Origin of the sequence: Ferruginibacter sp., from assembly GCF_014377975.1 — a bacterium.
In the GTDB taxonomy this organism is placed as follows: domain Bacteria; phylum Bacteroidota; class Bacteroidia; order Chitinophagales; family Chitinophagaceae; genus Ferruginibacter.
In genome coordinates this window covers 1-18080 of the sequence record NZ_JACMOO010000357.1, presented here as the reverse complement: position 1 = coordinate 18080, position 18080 = coordinate 1, and the positions used below count along the sequence as shown (strand labels likewise).

Here is an 18080-nt window from a genome sequence, read left to right as displayed (position 1 = left end):
GATGGACAAAATCATCCTGAAAATATTGCTCCGTTTCGTAAAAATATTCAACACTAAAAATATTGATTTTGATAAGCTACAGGTAATTGCAGAAACCAAGATATTGATGGACAGGCGGCGCAGCCCGGTAAACTTTAAAAGGAAACAACAAAAAGAAATGCTGAACCCTTTATGGGGAACGCTCTTCGTTTATTTTATTTTAGGTACCGCAATAGGGTTACTGATTTTTAGCCTGCAATCGCTGTTGGTAGCGATGATAGTGATACATGCCTACTTGTTATTTATGATGGCGATGACGCTGATAACAGACTTTAGCAGCGTGTTGCTCGACACGACAGACAACCAAATTATTTTACCAAGACCAGTAAACAGCCACACGTTATTTTTAGCAAGGATAGTACATATTTTAGTTTACCTGTTGCAGTTTACCATAGCGTTAACGATAGCGCCCATCGCTTTTACATTTATACAATATGGTTTATTGACAGGTGTGTGCATGATAGTCACTATGCTGCTGATGGTTGCCTTTGCGGTGTTTGTTACGTACCTGCTATATGGGCTGATGCTACGTTTTGCCAATGAGCAAAAAATAAAAGATATTGTTGGCTATTTCCAAATTTTTATGACTACCTTTTTTGTTATAGGTTTTCAGGTTGTTCCCCGGCTCATCAATGTAAACGACAACAAGCTTTCTCTTGCACTGCATGGCTACTCTTACCTGCTGCCGCCCGTGTGGATGGCTATGGCGCTGGAAGCTGTGCAGCAATTTAATTTTAACAGCATCCATATTGCAATGATTGCCTGCACAGTTTTGATACCGCCCTTTACAGTTTGGATAATGATTAGATACCTGGCGCCCTCCTTTGCAAAAAAGCTTGGGGCACTCAGTAATACCAGTAGATCAACCACTGAAATTGCTATAGCCAATAAAGGCAAAACAGCGTTATCGCAAAAAATATCCAAACTAATATGCAGCAGCAAGACTGAGACCGCAGGCTTTGAAACCACGTGGAAAATAACGGGCAGGGATAAAACTTTTAAGATACAATTTTATCCAAGCCTTGCTTACATAGCGGTATATCTGTTTATTTTTGTTTTTAAAAGTGGCAAGGATATTACGCATATCTGGCAAGGATTGCACACTACAAAGATGTTCCTGTTTTGTATTTATGTTCCCATCTTCAGCGTACTGGCAAGTTTACCTATCACTAGCTTTTATGATAACTTTGCTGCGGCATGGGTGTACCAAAGCACTCCACTGGCAAAACCTGGCGAGCTGATCAGCGGCAGCATTAAATTATTATTGGTAAAGTTTTTTATACCCATCTATCTCTTTTTTTTCGCAGTAGCTTTTTTTATCTGGGGCTTGCCAATCCTGGATGATTTTGTTTTTGGCTTCTTTAATAACCTGCTCATCTTTTTCGCCGTTGCCAATCTATCGGATCATTACCTGCCTTTTTCGAGGCAGCAAAATATAAAGGGACAAACGGGTAAATTCGTCAGGTCTATCTTGCAGATGATCATCATTGGCTTATTGGTGGGGGCGCATTACCTTGCGTTACAAATAAGCTGGCTTCCTGCTGCATTGATACCGGTTTCGGCAACAGGCTGTTATTTTTTATTGAAAAAAATTCAACATTTATCATGGTCAAAAATATCCTTTTAATATGGCTGTAAACATTGAAGCATATAATAAAATACTTACTGAATTAAACAGTAAAGCCACGTTGGTTGCTGTAAGTAAAACCAAGCCTGTAACAGATTTACAAGAATTTTATGATTCGGGACAGCGTGATTTTGGCGAAAATTATGTGCAGGAACTGGTGGACAAAGAATTATTGTTACCAAAGGCTATCCGCTGGCATTTTATTGGTCACCTGCAAAGTAATAAAGTAAAATACATTGCGCCCTTTGTTTATTTAATTCATGGGGTGGATAGTTTTAATTTGTTAAAGGAAATTAATAAAGAGGCTGCAAAAAATAACCGGGTCATCGATTGTTTGCTACAGGTACACATTGCAAAAGAAGAAACAAAATTTGGTTTGGATGCCACTGAATTATCAGAAGTAATGAAAGAAAGTGCTACGTTAAAAAATGTGCACATTGCCGGTCTGATGGGCATGGCATCTTTTTCTGATGACCGCACACTTGTAAGAAAAGAATTTACTGAGTTACGTTCGTTGTACAATCAATATTCCGGGTTCTCTATCCTGTCAATGGGTATGAGTGGGGATTATACCATTGCAATGGAAGAAGGCAGCAACATGATTCGTATTGGTAGTTTATTATTTGGCGAACGTTTATATCCAGCAAAATAACTGATCTTTTTTTTGTTTGCACCTAACACACGCTCTAAATGACCCGGGAAATAATTATTCTTTGTATTGCAGCTTTTGCGGCAGGCTTTATCGATGCAATTGTTGGCGGCGGGGGTCTGGTGCAAACGCCCGCTACGTTGATAACACTTCCTCAATACCCAATGGCCAGTTTGCTGGGTACAACAAAAATACCTTCGCTTACCGGTACCTCCATTGCTGCTTTTCAGTATGCCTTTAAAGTAAATATCCGTTGGAAATTACTGGCTGCGATGTGTAGTATAGCACTTGTGGCGGCTTATGCCGGCTCGCTTACAGTTACACTTGTGAGCAATGCATTTATAAAACCTTTGTTTTTAATTACCCTTATTGCCGTATTCATTTATACCTACACGAAAAAAGATTTTGGCCTGGCAGCTGAAAGATCTGTGAGTTTGAAAAAACAATATAGCTGGGGGATGACCATGGCATTGTTGATTGGCTTTTATGATGGATTTATAGGCCCGGGAACCGGAAGTTTTTTAATACTTTTTTTTATCAGTATGCTTGGGTTTGATTTTTTAAAAGCCAGCGCCCATGCAAAACTTGTCAACGTATCTACCAACATAGGATCCATTCTTTTCTTCTCCCGCAGCGGACATATTTTATATCAATACGCCATACCCATGGCGGTATGCAATTTTACGGGCGCTGTTATTGGTGCCAGGCTGGCTATTTTAAAAGGAAACAAGTTTATACGCGTGTTTTTTTTACTGGTTATAACAGTAACAATTATACGATTTGGGTATGATATATTTGTAAAAAAATAGTGCATGAATAAGGTGATCATCATTGGCGCCACTTCCGGAATAGGAAAACAACTGGCGCAACTGTACGCCACCAACAACTGGCTGGTGGGTGTTACGGGCAGAAGAAGAGCCTTGCTGGATAGTTTACAAAAAGATTTCCCTGATAATATCCTGACTGAATGTTTTGACGTAACCGGTGAAGAAAATGTAGAGTGCATGAAGAATCTGATTCAGCAACTGGGAGGGCTTGACCTGCTGATTTACAACAGCGGCTATGGTGAATCTTCTACATCACTCAACTGGGAAATTGATAAAAATACAACACGGATCAATGTAAATGGCTTTGCTGAAATTGTAAACTTTGCGTTCAATTATTTTGTGGTTGAAGGAAAAGGTCACATTGCGGCTACTTCTTCCATCGCTGCTATCCGCGGCAATAGCTTTGCCCCGGCATACAGTGCCAGCAAGGCTTACATGAGTAACTACCTGGAAGGCCTGTACATAAAAGCATACAAATTAAACCTACCCGTTTATATCACTGATATTCGTCCCGGCTTTATAAAAACGAAAATGGCAAAGGGCGATGGCCAGTTTTGGGTAGCCCCGGTTGAAAAAGCAGCAGCGCAAATTTATACGGGCATCAGCAGGAAGAAACGAAAACTATACATCACTAAAAGATGGCAATTGGTTGCCTGGCTGCTGAATGTAATCCCCATCGGTTTCTACAAAAAAATTGGCTGATTATATTGTTAAACCTTTTGTTAAAGCTTTAACAGCAAATGTGTATTTACACATCAAATTGCGTTGTTTAATTTTAATGAAATAACTTTAACGGTATTACAATTAATTTATGTACGCATCCTCATTTGAAGCAGAAAAAAACAGGAAGGCATTTACGTATACCGCTATTATTGTAGCGGTGATGTTATTGCTGGCTTTTTTTATTACCTGGCCCATCCTGCAACCTCCGCGTCCGCTGGTGGAAAATTTGATTGAAATAAACCTGGGCAATAATAAAGAAGGTTTTGGAGTAGTACAACCATTGATCAAGGGCCAGATGGGACCGTCGCAGGAAGTGACGGCAAAGCAGGCGAAAGCCGCTCCGGCGCCCGAACCGCCCGCTAAAGATATTCAGCCAGACCCCATTGAAGATAAAGACGCAGCACCGGTTACGAAGCCCGAAAAAGTAGTTCCCAAAGCAATCACGATTGCGAAAGAACCGGTTACCAAACCTGTAAAAACAGTAAACCCGGCACCAGCGGTAGTAATGCCCGCTCCCAAACCACAAAAGCCCAAAGCCACGTACAATGGCACTGGTAACGGCAAAGGTAATGGCGCTATAGAAGACAATGGGTATACCTACCAGGGAAATAAACCTGGTGGAAAAGGAGATGCCGGTGATGCTTCCGGCAAGCCAGACAGTTATGGCAACTCACCCGGTGGCGGAAGTGGTGTTACTGTTACCAGGGGAGTACGCCCCTTGAATTTAGGTACTTTAAGATTTGAAGATGATTTTACCGAAAATGCAAAAGTTTACCTGGATGTAAAATACAATTCGGCCGGAACTTATACCGGTAGCTCCATTTCAAAAGGTACTACCACTTTTAACCCCAACATTACCGGCATTGCCAAAAGAAAAGCAGCAGGTCTTAAATTTCCTTCAAGCGATGATGGCGGCGTTTCAACCATCTTATTTAATTTTAAAGTACAGAATTAAGCGTTGAGGCATTATCGGGCATCCGGAATAAGCAAAATGCACTTCGTTTATTTTTGGTAGAAATTAGCAATTGGCAATTTCTGATTTTTACCCAACGATTCAATCTGCATTCAAAATTTACTATTCACTACTTACTGCACACCATCCCCACTCACTTTCCACTTTTGCTTTTATATTTGCAGCAATGAATTATCAGCAAACCATCGCATACCTTTTTGCACAATTGCCTATGTACAGCCGCATAGGCGCAGCGGCTTATAAAGAAGACCTGCATAACAGCATTGCATTGTGCAATGCGCTCAACAATCCCCAGACAAAATTTAAAAGCATACATATTGCAGGCACCAATGGCAAAGGCAGTACCAGCCACATGCTGGCCGCCATGCTGCAGCAGGCTGGTTACAAAACAGGCTTGTACACTTCCCCACATTTAAAAGATTTCAGGGAGCGCATAAAAATAAATGGCGAAATGATTGACCAGGATTTTGTGGTTGATTTTGTGCAAAGAACCCAAACCATTTCAGAAACAATTGAACCCTCTTTTTTTGAATTGACAATGGCGATGGCCTTTGATTATTTTGCGCAGCAGCAGGTAGATATCGCCATTATTGAAACCGGCCTCGGTGGCAGGTTAGACAGTACCAATATCATTACGCCCATCTTGTCGATCATTACTAACATCGGATACGATCACATGAATATTTTAGGTGATACACTGGAAAAAATTGCAGGAGAAAAAGCGGGCATCATAAAACCAGGCGTTCCGGTGGTTATTGGAGAATGGCTACCCGAAACCAAACCCATTTTTGTAAGCAAAGCAACCCAATGCAATGCCCCCATTTATTTTGCATCAGATAATTACATTGCGGATGAATTGGTGTTAACTACACAAACATTACACTGCAGCATTACCGGTTCAACCAGTTATCTAAAAGAAAATTTTATCCTGGACCTGAATGGGATTTACCAGGCAAAAAATTTATGTTCAGTATTATATGCCGAAAGTATTTTACTGCAACATGGATTTACAATAAACAAGGCCGCGGAGAAATATGCGCTGGCAAATACCAAGCGGTTAACCGGACTGCATGGCCGCTGGGATGTAATTGGCCAAAACCCAATGCTGGTGCTGGATGTAGCCCACAATGAAGATGGGATTAAACAGGTGCTGGAACAAATAAAATGGATCAATAAAAATGAACCTGCCATACACCGAACTGTTCATTTTGTAATTGGAATGGTAAAAGATAAAGAAGTAAGCACCGTGTTATCGCTGTTGCCGGCAAACGCCGTGTATTATTTTACAAATGCACATATCCCAAGGGCTTTACCTGCCGATGAATTACAAATAAAGTCAGCAGCATTTAATTTAAAAGGCGATTGTTTTGATGATGTAAATGCGGCCATTAAAGTGGCAAAGCAAGGTGCCGCTAAAGAGGATTTAATTATTGTTTGCGGTAGTATTTTTTTGGTGGGGGAAGTAGAAATGTAAAGCCTTCAACGGCTAACAAATTTACCCTGGTAAAAATTCAGTAATGGAGAAAAGCAAACTTGTTACAAGTACGTCTGCATCATTGGTTTTTGAAATATTAACATTGTGACGCTGCCAAGGTTTAAACACCCTTCAAACTAAATCTTGTAAAGCTTGCTGAATATCCAAAAGTAAACTTAAACATGAAATACCCGTAATCTTTACAACCATTTTATCTTCTCAATAAAAAGCAGAAATTTTGATTTAGAAAACTGAAGTTCAATTGAAACGTTGCCGTACAAGAGGGCGATGCAACGATGATCCACATTGCTTCTTAGCCCGGACAAAAGATAGTATGCACAACCTATACCTGCAAACCATCTAATTTTTGAAACGCATACAACATGCAGCTTACATGCAATGCCTGTGCAAATTCATTGCGTTGCAACATGGCTCTTACTTCTTCCAGTGGTACAAGCTGTATGTCTATTTGTTCGTGATCATCCAGACTTTGTGTACTGGTTTTTTTTCCGCCCCTGGCTAAAAATAAATGTGTGTATCCGGATAATACACCGGGGTTGCCCGCCACTTTTCCTACCTCATCTATCTCTGCGAACTGATACCCGGTTTCTTCCATCAATTCCCTGGCAATGGCTGTTTTTACATCTTCGCCTTCGTCCAAAAATCCACCGGGTAATTCAGTTAGTATTTCGCCAACCGGGTGGCGGTACTGCTTTACAAGAATCACATTGCCGTCTTCTGTTATAGCCATCGCACAAACCGTGGGCGGAAGTTCAACCACAAAATACGATGGTACAATTGTTCCATCCGGCATTTCGCATACATCTTTGCGGGCGGTAAAATATGGATGGTTGGAAAGGTACTCAGATGAAATTGTTTTCCAGTGCATAGTATTATTTTAAAAATAAATCCGTTTAAAAATACACTTACAAACATCTTTAAAGTTGTTTGTAAATAAGTATTTTTAAACGGATAAAATTACCAGTTCATTCTTTGTCTTAAAGCAGTTATGTGCGCCGTGTGGTGCAGGCTGTGCCATGCGTACATTCCCAATAAATGCCACAGCGTTATTTCCTTTTTTTGTTCGGGATGAAACACTGTTCTGTTCCACTCAGCTTCTTGTATATTTTCCAACACCATTACCCACCTTGAATGCAACGCAAACAATAATGTGAGCGACACATTGATGGGTAAATTGCTGGTATCACTTAAAAGCGCCCAGGCTGCTTCATCATACGGTTTTATTACCGGATTGTTTTCTGTTAACCCCAGTTTAAAACGGATGTATGCATTCATGTGACTGTCGGCCACATGATGCACCAATTGTTTCACCGTCCATCCACCGGAGCGGTAAGGCGTTTCCAGTTGGTGTTCATCCAGGTTAAGCACCGAATTTTCCAAATGATTGGGAAGATATTTTATATCAGTAATCCATTGCTCCAATTGCTTTGCAGAAAAAGGCTGTGGCTGATATTTACCAATGGGATACTTTACATCTTCCATATTAGTTTTTTGGTTTTGTTGTATCAGGCATTGCAGGTTTTGGTTCGGTAGCTATCACTGTCACCGCAGGTTTAATGCCTAATAATTCCATATCAAAAATCAATGCAGCACCTCCGGGAATATTAGCACCGGCGCCTCTTTCACCATAGCCCAGTTCGCTGGGGATAAATACTTTAAATTTATCGCCAATATGCATCAGTTGTAAAATTTCTGTCCAGCCCCTGATAACATTACCCACGGGAATCGTCAAGGGTTCACCCCTTTTATAAGAGTTGTCAAATTCTTTTCCATCTATTAATGTACCTGCATAATTTGCTACAACCGTATCTATCGCTTTTGGTGTGGCAGATGTTGCATCTCCTTTTTTCAAAATTTCATATTGCAATCCGCTGGGTAGTGTTATTACACCGGCACGTTTTTTATTGGCTTCTAAAAATGCCATAGCTTTTGCTTTTTCTCCCGTGCTTTTTTTTGCTGCATTGGCTTGTAGTTTTTCCTGAATACTTGTATTAGCCTGCTGTTCGTTTAAGGCGGTTGCTTTCTTTTTAAAAACATCTTCCATGGCTTTTTGCATGGCAGCATAGCTAATCTGCTCAATACCCTGTTGTTTTAAATTATTAGCCACGTTCATACCCAGCGCATAACTAAAAGAATCGGTTGAACTTTTTAGGGAACTCACTGTTGATTTAACTGCACCTGCAGCAGATTTTGCAACTGTGGTGGTTTTAGGTTTTGTTTTTGTTTGCGCATTTACCTGCATGCCACCAATTGTAAAAGCGCATGCCACTAAAAAAAATTGCTTCATTTTGTTGTTTTAAATGTTTGTTGATAATGAAATTTATATTGCTTTTTTAAATGTTTAATTTTTATTTTTATGAGCCGGGCATTTGCCTTTCAATGAAGCTTCATTGGCGTCGCACTCTTTTACTTTTGTAATTTTATTGAACAAAAAAAGCGAAGTCTTTGCGCTAAAATGAAACTGACTTTTATGCCTGCATAAAAAATTATTCTTCTCTTATTTCTTTACCGGTCAGTTGAATAAAAACATCTTCCAGGTTGGCCGACTTTACCTGCTTTGGCCTTTCAAAACCAGTTGCCACCAGGTCGTCAATTAATTTATCAGGAGAAGCCAGGGCAATAATTTTTCCTTCATCTAAAATAGCAATACGGTCGCACAACTGTTCTGCTTCATCCATATAATGCGTTGTAATAATAACCGTGGTACCTTTTGCCCGGATACTTTTTATCAGCTCCCATAAATTTCGCCTGGCCTGCGGATCAAGACCCGTAGTGGGTTCATCTAAAAAAACAATTTTAGGCTGATTGATTAAAGTAGTAGCAATAGAAAAACGTTGTTTTTGCCCACCGCTTAACTCCTTGTATTTGCTCTTAGCCTTATCTTCTAAATTTACCAGTTTCAGTAACTCCATTGGCTGTACCGGCCGGTTGTATAAACCTCCAAATAATTGTATCAGTTCTACCAGGTTAAGGCCGGGATAAAATCCGGACGCCTGTAACTGTACCCCTATTATTTTTTTTATATCGCCCGGTTCCTTATCCAGGTTCATTCCATCTACCATTACTTCGCCACTGGTTTTATCCCGCAGGGTTTCAATAATTTCTAACGTGGTAGATTTACCTGCACCATTTGGGCCCAGCAAACCAAATATTTCACCTTCAAAAACATCAAAGGAAATTCCTTTTACCGCTTCGAAAGTTCCATAATTCTTTTGCAGGTTCTTAACGGAAATGATGGTGCGTTGCATGTACTGTTATTTTCTAAAAAATTATTTGCAAATTAAGCCAATTTGGCTTGTTGTAAACCAATTATTAGATTTTGGTTTACAAAATTGGCTTTTACTTTAACTTTTACAAGTGCAAATAATGGTTTAAAGAGTAAGAATCACGACTTTTGCATCGCAATAAATTACAACAATCACTCAATTACCAATACCAGTAATACAAATGAAGGTTTTTAAATTTGGCGGCGCCAGCATCAACAGCATTGAAAGAATTGAAAACGTTGCAGCAATCATTCAATCTTTTTCCGGACAAAAATTATTGATCATTATATCGGCCATGGGTAAAACAACCAATGCGCTTGAAAAAGTTGCCGAAGCTTTTTTTGCCGGTAATAAAGAAACAGCACTACAGCTATTTCATGAAATTAAAAAAGAACACCTTACTATTTTAGCACAGTTAAACCCAGCGGCAACAAACATCTTAAACGATTTATTTACAGAAGTAGAATGGCTGTTGCACGACAAACCGGTACGGCAATACGATTATTATTACGACCAGATTGTTTGCTGTGGCGAATTACTGAGCACGGCCATTGTAAGTAATTATTTGAATAGCATTGATATAAAAAACAACTGGATAGATGTAAGGGACATTGTAAGAACGGATGACAATTTCAGGGAAGCTGTTGTTGACTGGAATTTTACCCAACAAAAAATACAGGAGGATATTGTACCGGTTTTTACCGCCACCAGTATTATTTTAACACAGGGTTTTATTGGCGCTACAGACGAAAATGAAAGCACCACACTGGGCAGGGAAGGCAGTGATTATACCGCTGCTATTTTTGCCAATATGCTGGATGCCGAAAGCCAAACTATTTGGAAAGATGTAGAAGGCGTAATGAATGCTGACCCTAAATTATTTGCAGATGCACAATTTATTGCTGCATTGAGTTATACGGAAGTAATTGAAATGGCCTACTATGGTGCCCAGGTGATTCATCCAAAAACCATCAAACCTTTACAAAATAAGTCCATACCATTACATGTACGCTGCTTTTTAAATCCTGCATCACCAGGTACAATCATCAGCAACCTGCCCGTACATCATCTGCCTCCTGTTATTGTTTTAAAAACCAACCAGGTATTGATGCAGTTTAACTCCAAAGATTTTTCGTTTGTAGAAGATATGCTGGTAAATAAATTACACCAGTTGTTTGTGGAGATAAAAATCAGGCCCAACCTGTCGCAGAATGGTGCCATCCGTTTATATTGCTGCTTAGATAACTGGCCGGAGAAGATAGAAAAACTGGCACTTGCCGCCAGTGAGTTATTCGACGTGCAAGTAGAAAAAGATGTGGTGCTGCTTACCATCCGCCATTATACGGAAGCCATTGTAGCAGAGTTGACGGTCAATAAAACCGAATTACTAAGCCAAAAAACAAAGGAAACCCTGCAAATACTTTTAAAAAATAATTGATTGATGCGAAAAATTTTCAGCAGAAATTAAAATAAAAAATAAGACCGCTATATTACTCAATGATATACTGACCGGATTTGTTGACAATAATTACCGGCAGCTTCTTTTTCTCTTCAAAATAATCAAAAGCTTCTTTTAAGGTGATGGCAAATTTTTGTAGCGGCTGATTTTCTTTGGTGGCAAGGGCGAGGTATTCAAAAGATTTTTTATTGTTGTATTTTACAGGAAACACATGTACCGGAATAAAATCCTGTCCATTATCTTTTGCAATTGAAGTCAACACATACAACTCTTCAATGGGCTCGTCACTAATGGCAATACAGCCAGTAGATACACAGTTGCCATGAATATAAATATTGTTGCCGGGGCGAAGAGAATCGCTTAAAATTTTGTCGCTGGCATTGGGATAATTCAAACCAAGCGCCAGATGATAGTTACTGTTGGGATTAAATTCGTTGATGTAATAAAATCCTTCCGGCACCTGGTAATCGCCTTCAAAACGCTTGGGCCCCGTGGAACCGCTTTGCATGCAAACCTTATAGCTTTTAAATAATTTAAAGGTTTCTTTGTCTTTACTTTTTATCCATACTTCCAGTTGCTTATCGTATTTAAAACTGCGGATATACACTTCACTGGGCGGCCACTGTAATTTTTTTTGTTCAAATTGTTTTTTCAAACTGTCTGCTGTTTTACTAAAAACATCAAATAATTTGCCGGTAGATTTTTGTATGCTTATAAAACTGGTTTGTGCCATTAAATGGCTGGTTGATGCAAAAAACAACAACAAAATAAAATATATTTTAAAAAATCTGGCTTTCATTATATAAAAATGACCGTGGATAGTAATTGCTTATAAAAGTAAGATTTTTATAGAATCTGTCTTTGTTAAACAACCACAAAATTAAATTTTTTATTCATGCTAACATCATTATTTATATTGAAAGTAACCGCGGCCGATGACAATTTTTTTTATCGTTGGCAGCCCAAAAATACCCGCATCCAAATGAGCTAAAAATATTTGATCACTAAATTTAAAAAACATATACCCCATTACAGTATAGAAGGCACAACGTATACCAAAATTATGGTGCCTGCATTTTTCGCCTGTATGCTTTCTTCTTGCCTGTCATATTGTGACATGGTAGCTTTATTCGTCTAAAAATACGAACACTTGCACAAATGAATCCATGATGCTCTCTCTGTTGGAAATAACCAGTAACGAGTTGATTTTTTGCTGTGCTTCGTTTTAAAGCAATAACAGAATTGAGTAAAATAACAATAAAAAATACTAAATTTCCTTTTAACGGGAAATAGCTGGCGGGTTGAGCTGGTGGTTTATTAAAAAAAATTACAGTTGATTTAATGGAATTATTTCAACATATTTTCCGGTATGGCACTCAATGGTTCGAGATTAATTTGCTTATAAAAAATCTCAGCACCCTCGGATTGTATTTGAATTTTTCCTTTTGTAAGTGGCAGAACAGTACCATTTTCTAACTGAGCTGAATGATATAATACCATCATTACTTTTCCGTTGATGACATGTACGCTGGTATCGCCACTGCAGTAAAGATCTACAGTATTCCATTCGCCCGTCAAATTTTCTGCATCACCTTGCTTCATACAATAACGGCCGGTTGCACTGGTTGCACTAAAAGTATTTAAAGTTCCTGTGGCATCATAAACATAGCTGCTGTCGGGCCTTTTTACAGAAGGTATATCCTGTATTCCTCCCGCTACACCCCAGTAATCGCCGCAGTTACCTTCTTCAATCTGAAACTCCTGCGAACGCATCCATGCTCCATAATCAGCGCCATTTTCACCTGTTGCAAAATATAGTAAGCCACTGTCTTTTTTCTTATTTTTCTTTTGCCCCCAGCTTAAAGACCCCCATTTAAATTTAAGTTGCAAATGAAAATTTGAATAAACCTTTTTAGTTGCAATGCCACCCCAGTCTTCGCCGGAAATACGAATTACTTTCTCACCGTTCTGATCAATTACGGTGAACACATTTTTAGGATCTTTATTTAAACCAACAGGCACTTCACTTATTTTTTTTCCGGTATTGTCCAATGGCGGGCCAAGGTAAGTATCCCATCCGCTAAAGTTTTTACCATTGAATAATGTTTGCCAGTTATTTTTTTGTGCGGCAAGGCGCAGTGAATTGAAGAAGAAAAATAAAAGTAAAAAAAAGCAGGCAGGCAGATTTTTCATACAACTAGATTTATTTATGATCAATTAAAATTGTTCGTTAAAGCGGCGGTAATCATTTCATTTTTACACAACCATTTTACCCGTAATGCTGGCCCGCTCGTCCGGCTTATTTTGTAGGCGGGCCACACTAAATAAAAATTTTATGGTGAGTTTATCTTCATCAAAAATGAAGGTAATACTGTCGCCATGCACCGTTTCTATAAAACGCCAGGTAAGCAACAACGTATTTTCACTTTGCCAGGTTGCACTTGCTGCAACGATACTGTCAAAATCAATTCTTCGTAAAGAAAATAAAGAATGGGGTGTTGGTTTTAAATTTCCTTTGCGTACCCAGTGATGTATTCCATTGGTAATGATAATATCAGGCTTACCTTCTTCTTTTAAAATAAACAAACAGTCATCGTCTTTAAAGCGAAAGGATACCGATGTTGCATTGAATTCGTTTTTATCCAATAGGAAAATTTTGCCATTAATTTTTTTAGCCATGGCAGAACTTGTTGCCACCATTGGAGAATCGTATTTTAAGGCAGTCAATTCCTTTGTTAAAAAAATATGGTCATTGGTGTTTGGGGGAAGTGGGGCAGCTTTCATTTCAGGAAGCAAAATATCCCATACAATCTGCATTGTTATTTTGGTACTTACACTTTCACTGGTGATGGCTACTACCGCATCCAGTGCGGGAAATACCATGCTGAATTGTCCAAACGCACCATCTGCCCGGAATCCACCGGGCGGATTTAACCAAAACTGGTAGCCGTATCCATAACCCCAACTGCTGTCGTTTTTGCCATTGTCAATTTGTTTGGAGGAAGCCGCTGTCACCCAGGCTTCTGGTATGATTTGCTTTCCATTCCAGTTTCCTTTTTGCAGGTATAATTGGCCAAATTTAGCGATGTCTTCGGTACGCATCCTTAAATGAGAAGCGCCCATATTGATACCCTCAAAATTTTCTGTCCAGGTGGCACCCTTTATTTCCAAAGGCTGATACAGCCTGGGTTTTAGATAATCATGGGCTGTTTGTCCGGTTACTCTTTTAACAATGGAACTGAGCATGTAACTGGCTCCCGAATTATACATAAACTGGCTGCCAGGTGTAAACACAACGGGCAGACTTAAAAACGTTTTTTCCCATAAAACTCCCTGTGGGGAAGCTTCTAAATTCAATATCGAATCTTTTGCATGTCCAACGGACATGGAGAGCAGGTGCTTTACTTTTAAAGCTGCAAGGTTATCACTGACTGTTTCCGGCAAAAGTTCAGGGAAAAATTTTATAACCGGATCTTCTACTGAAAGATGTCCCTCTGCAACAGCCAACCCAATGGCCGTACCCGTGAAACTTTTACTAAGTGAGTACAATTGCTGACGATGCTCTGAAGAATAGGGTGCCCACCATGCTTCTGCCACAACATGCCCATGCCGCAAAATCATCAGGCTGTGAAATTCCTGCCCGCTGGCTTTTATAGCGGTGAGAAATTTGCTGATGCCAGCGGAGGAAATTCCCTGTAATTCAGATGTGCTTCTGGGCAGGGCGGATGCAGTTTGCAATAAATTTGCCCGCACAAAAACCGGCAGCGTTTGTAACAGGCCAATACCAATGGCCGATGATGTTACCTGCTTCATAAATATTCTTCTATCAGACACGGTATTGGTTTTACTTATTTTCTACTAAATAGTTACACTATTTCAAAGTTGCCATATCAATTACAAACCTATATTTTACATCGTTTTTTAACATTCTTTCATAGGCTTCATTGATATACTGCATGGATATCACTTCCACATCTGCCACAATATTTTTTTCTGCACAAAAGTCCAGCATTTCCTGTGTTTCTTCAGTGCCTCCAATCATAGAACCGATGATGCAACGACGGTTTTTAATCAGTTCAAAAGGATTCACTTTTGGTTCGTCTTTTGGTAATCCAACTACAAGTAATTTACCGCTTACATCCAGCAGCTTTAAATAAATTTCGTAATCATGGTTGCCGCTAACCGCATCCAGCACCACATCAAAATAGCTCTCTATTTTTTTCATTGCATCTTCATCAGAACTCAACACAAAATGATGTGCGCCCAGTTTGCGGGCATCATGTTCTTTAGAAGGCGAGGTACTCAACATGGTAACTTCTGCCCCCATCGCTACGGCAAATTTTACCGCCATGTGCCCAAGTCCGCCAAGACCTGCTACGGCTACTTTATCGCCCGGTTTAACATTGGCATATTTTAAAGGAGAGTAGGTTGTAATACCTGCACATAACAATGGCGCAACACCCGCCAAATCCAGCGAATCGGAAATATGATATACCCATCTTTCGTCGCAAACAATCTGAGTACTGTAGCCTCCCTGTGCAACGGTTTTTGTATCTCTTTCAAATCCATTGTAGGTACCCGTCATGCCTTCTGCACAGTATTGTTCCATGTGTTTTTTACAAGGCTTACATTCCCGGCAACTATCTATCATTACACCTACGCCTGCAGTTTGGCCGGTTGTAAATTTTGTTACACCACTGCCCACTTTAATAACCTTACCCACAATTTCGTGGCCGGGAACCATCGGGTACATTGAGCCGCCCCATTCATCTCTTACCTGGTGCAGGTCGCTATGACAAACCCCTGAAAACAAAATTTCAATCAATACATCCTGTTCCTTTAATTCCCTTCTTTCAAATTTAAATGGTGCTAACGGAGATGCTGCACTTTCTGCTGCATATGCTTTTACTGGTATCATTTTTATGTTTTTTTATTTTGAATTTATTATTATTTTTTATGGTTGATCTGTGTAAGAATGACTTTTGTTACATTTTTATTACGCCTGCTTTACTATAATTTTCACTCCATCATTGCCTGCTATAATTGCCTTATGGGCAAGATTATAAAACAAAGAAGTTTCCACAACGCCTGTAATTGATTTCATCATTGGGTTCAGTTGTGATAGTTCAGGCCAACTGCCAAACCATACATCCAGCAAATAATTACCGTTATCAGTAATAACAGCTCCATCTTTTTTATCACTCATCCTCATTACCATTTTTGCATCTGCAAATAATTGCTGAATCGTTGCCGGAACATAGCGCAGGCCTTCCGGTAAAAATTCAATTACCAGCGGACAGGCAGTTGTAAATTGTGCTACATATTTACTCTCGTCGCCTGCTAATATAAATTGTGTGGCCATCGATGCCAGTAATTTTTCTTTTGTATGAATTCCACCACCACTTTTTAATGCATTCAGATGATGGTCTACCTGATCGCAGCCATCAAAATAAATATCTATTTCTTCTACATCCGCCACAGGCAAAACAGAAAAACCTTTTTGCAGTAATAACTGGTTGGTAGAAAAAGAAGAAGTCAGCACATTTAACTCAAGGCCAGCTTTTACCTGTTCGGATAACAACTCCACTATAAAAGCAATAGTTGAACCTGCGCCCAGCCCAACCAATTGCCGGGGTTTAATAAAACTAATGGCTTTTAGGGCAGCTTCCTTTTTTAAGTTCATGTCATTAATAATTGAATCGTTATAATTTTGGCCATTTTTACTTATCTGAATACGCTGTTGTTTAATTATTGCTCTTTTGTTAACCCCATCAAACCTCTACCCTTTTAAGGTATTTCTAAGAAGCTGTCTAAAAATAAAATTTTCATTTGCCATCTTAAACCTCGGCTAATCCGTTGCCGTTGTCGCCACCGGCAACTTCTACAGTTGAACGATATTCCAAAAATCATTTTTAGGAAGCTTCTAACGAATTGTAATATTAAGTCAAAATTACAAGGCATTCATGCCATTTACAATAGTTTATTAATTGTTCAGTCATTCATACTATATCTGTATCTAAATGCTGTAAAAAAAGTATACAAAGCTTCCATCTTTTGTGTATCATTGAAATTGAAAGATGGTAAAGAATACAGTTGTAACAGAATTAAAAACCAATGGAAAATGGAAGGCTGGTTTAATTTAGCTTTTTTTAAAAAACACGTAAAAGTCTTAAAGTCGGGCTATCTGTTTGATACCTAAAGGCGAGCCAGCATTGGGTTACCAGGCTTTTAAATTATCCTGTTTTACTATTTCGATCATCTTATCTCTATTAATCTTATCAAATATTTTTTGCCATCCTCAGTAATAAATTTTCCATTTCAAAAGTCTTTGCCTGAAAGATATCTGCAACAGCGTCAATAACTGGTTGCTCAATGTTATCACTTGTAAAAAGTATAAAGATGGTAAATTACAGAAATGTTTATTACAGATACAAATAAAGAAATAATATGGATATAATTATTTATTAACTGGTAAAAATGATGGTAAATAACAAGTTAATAAGCATTTCTAAATAAAGATAAAATTGAGGGACATAAACGAATATTTAGCAAAACACTTCAATACTTTGAAATATTTTTTTGAAACGAAACTTTGTGGTTTTGGTACTATTAAGTAGCCTTTAGAACTGGTGAGATTGTTAATGAATTTAAAAGCTTCATTTATCTAAAAATATTTAGGCTTTAAAAAAAGAGAAGCCGGATAGAAATCCAGCCTCGTTTTTTGTCCAATATCCTATGAAAAACCGTTATTTAGAATTAAAAAACTGTGCCATTAATTTTTTCAATATTAATTAAATTAATGCCGGCCTTTTATTGCTTTCTTGTGTAAAATAATTTTCCCATTTTGGGGATTTGGCAGTATTCCATTCTTTCTTTTTCCATATTTGAAATCTTTTAAGATCTGTCTAATGATAAGGTCAGCGCAGGCTATGCACCTGTGATCCTGGTTTTGTTCCTCCGGAGTTATTAAATTTTTACCGGTTATATGGTTAAGGCTGATTGTATAGTAATACCGGCATCTT

General features: G+C 38.8%; 16 protein-coding genes. 7 read left to right on the top strand and 9 right to left on the bottom strand.

What is annotated here, in order from left to right; genetic code table 11:
* Position 1: 1 nt before the first annotated feature.
* The 6 genes from H7254_RS17445 to H7254_RS17420 all read left to right on the top strand — a co-directional run bounded on the left by H7254_RS17445 (position 2) and on the right by H7254_RS17420 (position 6312).
* A complete protein-coding gene (locus tag H7254_RS17445; protein WP_301934188.1) occupies positions 2-1666 on the top strand; it encodes a hypothetical protein in 1665 nt (554 codons plus the stop codon).
* Position 1667: 1 nt separating this feature from the next.
* Positions 1668-2318: a YggS family pyridoxal phosphate-dependent enzyme gene (locus tag H7254_RS17440; RefSeq protein ID WP_301934187.1), complete on the top strand. Its 651-nt coding sequence runs from the start codon at positions 1668-1670 to the stop codon at positions 2316-2318.
* A gap of 38 nt (positions 2319-2356) precedes the next feature.
* Positions 2357-3124 carry a TSUP family transporter gene (locus H7254_RS17435; RefSeq protein ID WP_301934186.1) on the top strand — a complete coding sequence of 256 codons (768 nt, stop codon included), beginning with the start codon at positions 2357-2359 and terminating at the stop codon, positions 3122-3124.
* Positions 3125-3127: 3 nt separating this feature from the next.
* The gene (locus tag H7254_RS17430; protein ID WP_301934185.1) at positions 3128-3844 is read left to right on the top strand and encodes an SDR family NAD(P)-dependent oxidoreductase; all 717 of its coding nucleotides are present in this window, start codon (positions 3128-3130) and stop codon (positions 3842-3844) included.
* Between the two features lie 109 nt (positions 3845-3953).
* Positions 3954-4820, top strand: a complete 867-nt coding sequence (locus H7254_RS17425) for a hypothetical protein (protein ID WP_301934184.1) — start codon at positions 3954-3956, stop codon at positions 4818-4820.
* A 70-nt stretch (positions 4821-4890) separates the two neighbouring features.
* A complete protein-coding gene (locus tag H7254_RS17420; protein ID WP_301934183.1) occupies positions 4891-6312 on the top strand; it encodes a folylpolyglutamate synthase/dihydrofolate synthase family protein in 1422 nt (473 codons plus the stop codon).
* A 343-nt stretch (positions 6313-6655) separates the two neighbouring features.
* Here the strand turns inward: H7254_RS17420 and H7254_RS17415 are convergent, their stop codons facing one another.
* The 4 genes from H7254_RS17415 to H7254_RS17400 form a co-directional block, all read right to left on the bottom strand.
* Entirely contained in the window at positions 6656-7201 is a 546-nt protein-coding gene (locus tag H7254_RS17415) for an NUDIX hydrolase (RefSeq protein ID WP_301934182.1), read from the bottom strand.
* An 89-nt stretch (positions 7202-7290) separates the two neighbouring features.
* A complete protein-coding gene (locus tag H7254_RS17410) occupies positions 7291-7815 on the bottom strand; it encodes a YfiT family bacillithiol transferase (protein WP_301934181.1) in 525 nt (174 codons plus the stop codon).
* A gap of 1 nt (position 7816) precedes the next feature.
* The gene (locus H7254_RS17405) at positions 7817-8620 is read right to left on the bottom strand and encodes an FKBP-type peptidyl-prolyl cis-trans isomerase (protein ID WP_301934180.1); all 804 of its coding nucleotides are present in this window, start codon (positions 8618-8620) and stop codon (positions 7817-7819) included.
* Between the two features lie 199 nt (positions 8621-8819).
* Positions 8820-9581: an ABC transporter ATP-binding protein gene (locus tag H7254_RS17400; RefSeq protein WP_301934179.1), complete on the bottom strand. Its 762-nt coding sequence runs from the start codon at positions 9579-9581 to the stop codon at positions 8820-8822.
* Positions 9582-9780: 199 nt separating this feature from the next.
* Here H7254_RS17400 and H7254_RS17395 point away from each other — a divergent pair, with 199 nt between their 5' ends.
* On the top strand, positions 9781-11037 hold the full coding sequence (locus tag H7254_RS17395; RefSeq protein WP_301934178.1) for an aspartate kinase: 1257 nt from the start codon (positions 9781-9783) through the stop codon (positions 11035-11037).
* A 52-nt stretch (positions 11038-11089) separates the two neighbouring features.
* Here H7254_RS17395 and H7254_RS17390 read toward each other — a convergent pair whose 3' ends face one another.
* The 5 genes from H7254_RS17390 to rpiA all read right to left on the bottom strand — a co-directional run bounded on the left by H7254_RS17390 (position 11090) and on the right by rpiA (position 16741).
* Positions 11090-11791: a murein L,D-transpeptidase family protein gene (locus H7254_RS17390; protein WP_301934177.1), complete on the bottom strand. Its 702-nt coding sequence runs from the start codon at positions 11789-11791 to the stop codon at positions 11090-11092.
* 614 nt (positions 11792-12405) lie between these two features.
* On the bottom strand, positions 12406-13251 hold the full coding sequence (locus H7254_RS17385) for a DUF1080 domain-containing protein (RefSeq protein WP_301934176.1): 846 nt from the start codon (positions 13249-13251) through the stop codon (positions 12406-12408).
* A gap of 63 nt (positions 13252-13314) precedes the next feature.
* Positions 13315-14892 (bottom strand): serine hydrolase, encoded by a 1578-nt coding sequence (locus tag H7254_RS17380; protein WP_301934175.1) that lies wholly within the window; start codon positions 14890-14892, stop codon positions 13315-13317.
* A 37-nt stretch (positions 14893-14929) separates the two neighbouring features.
* Entirely contained in the window at positions 14930-15976 is a 1047-nt protein-coding gene (locus H7254_RS17375; RefSeq protein ID WP_301934174.1) for an NAD(P)-dependent alcohol dehydrogenase, read from the bottom strand.
* A gap of 78 nt (positions 15977-16054) precedes the next feature.
* Positions 16055-16741 (bottom strand): ribose 5-phosphate isomerase A, encoded by a 687-nt coding sequence (rpiA, locus tag H7254_RS17370; RefSeq protein ID WP_301934173.1) that lies wholly within the window; start codon positions 16739-16741, stop codon positions 16055-16057.
* Positions 16742-18080: the final 1339 nt, after the last annotated feature.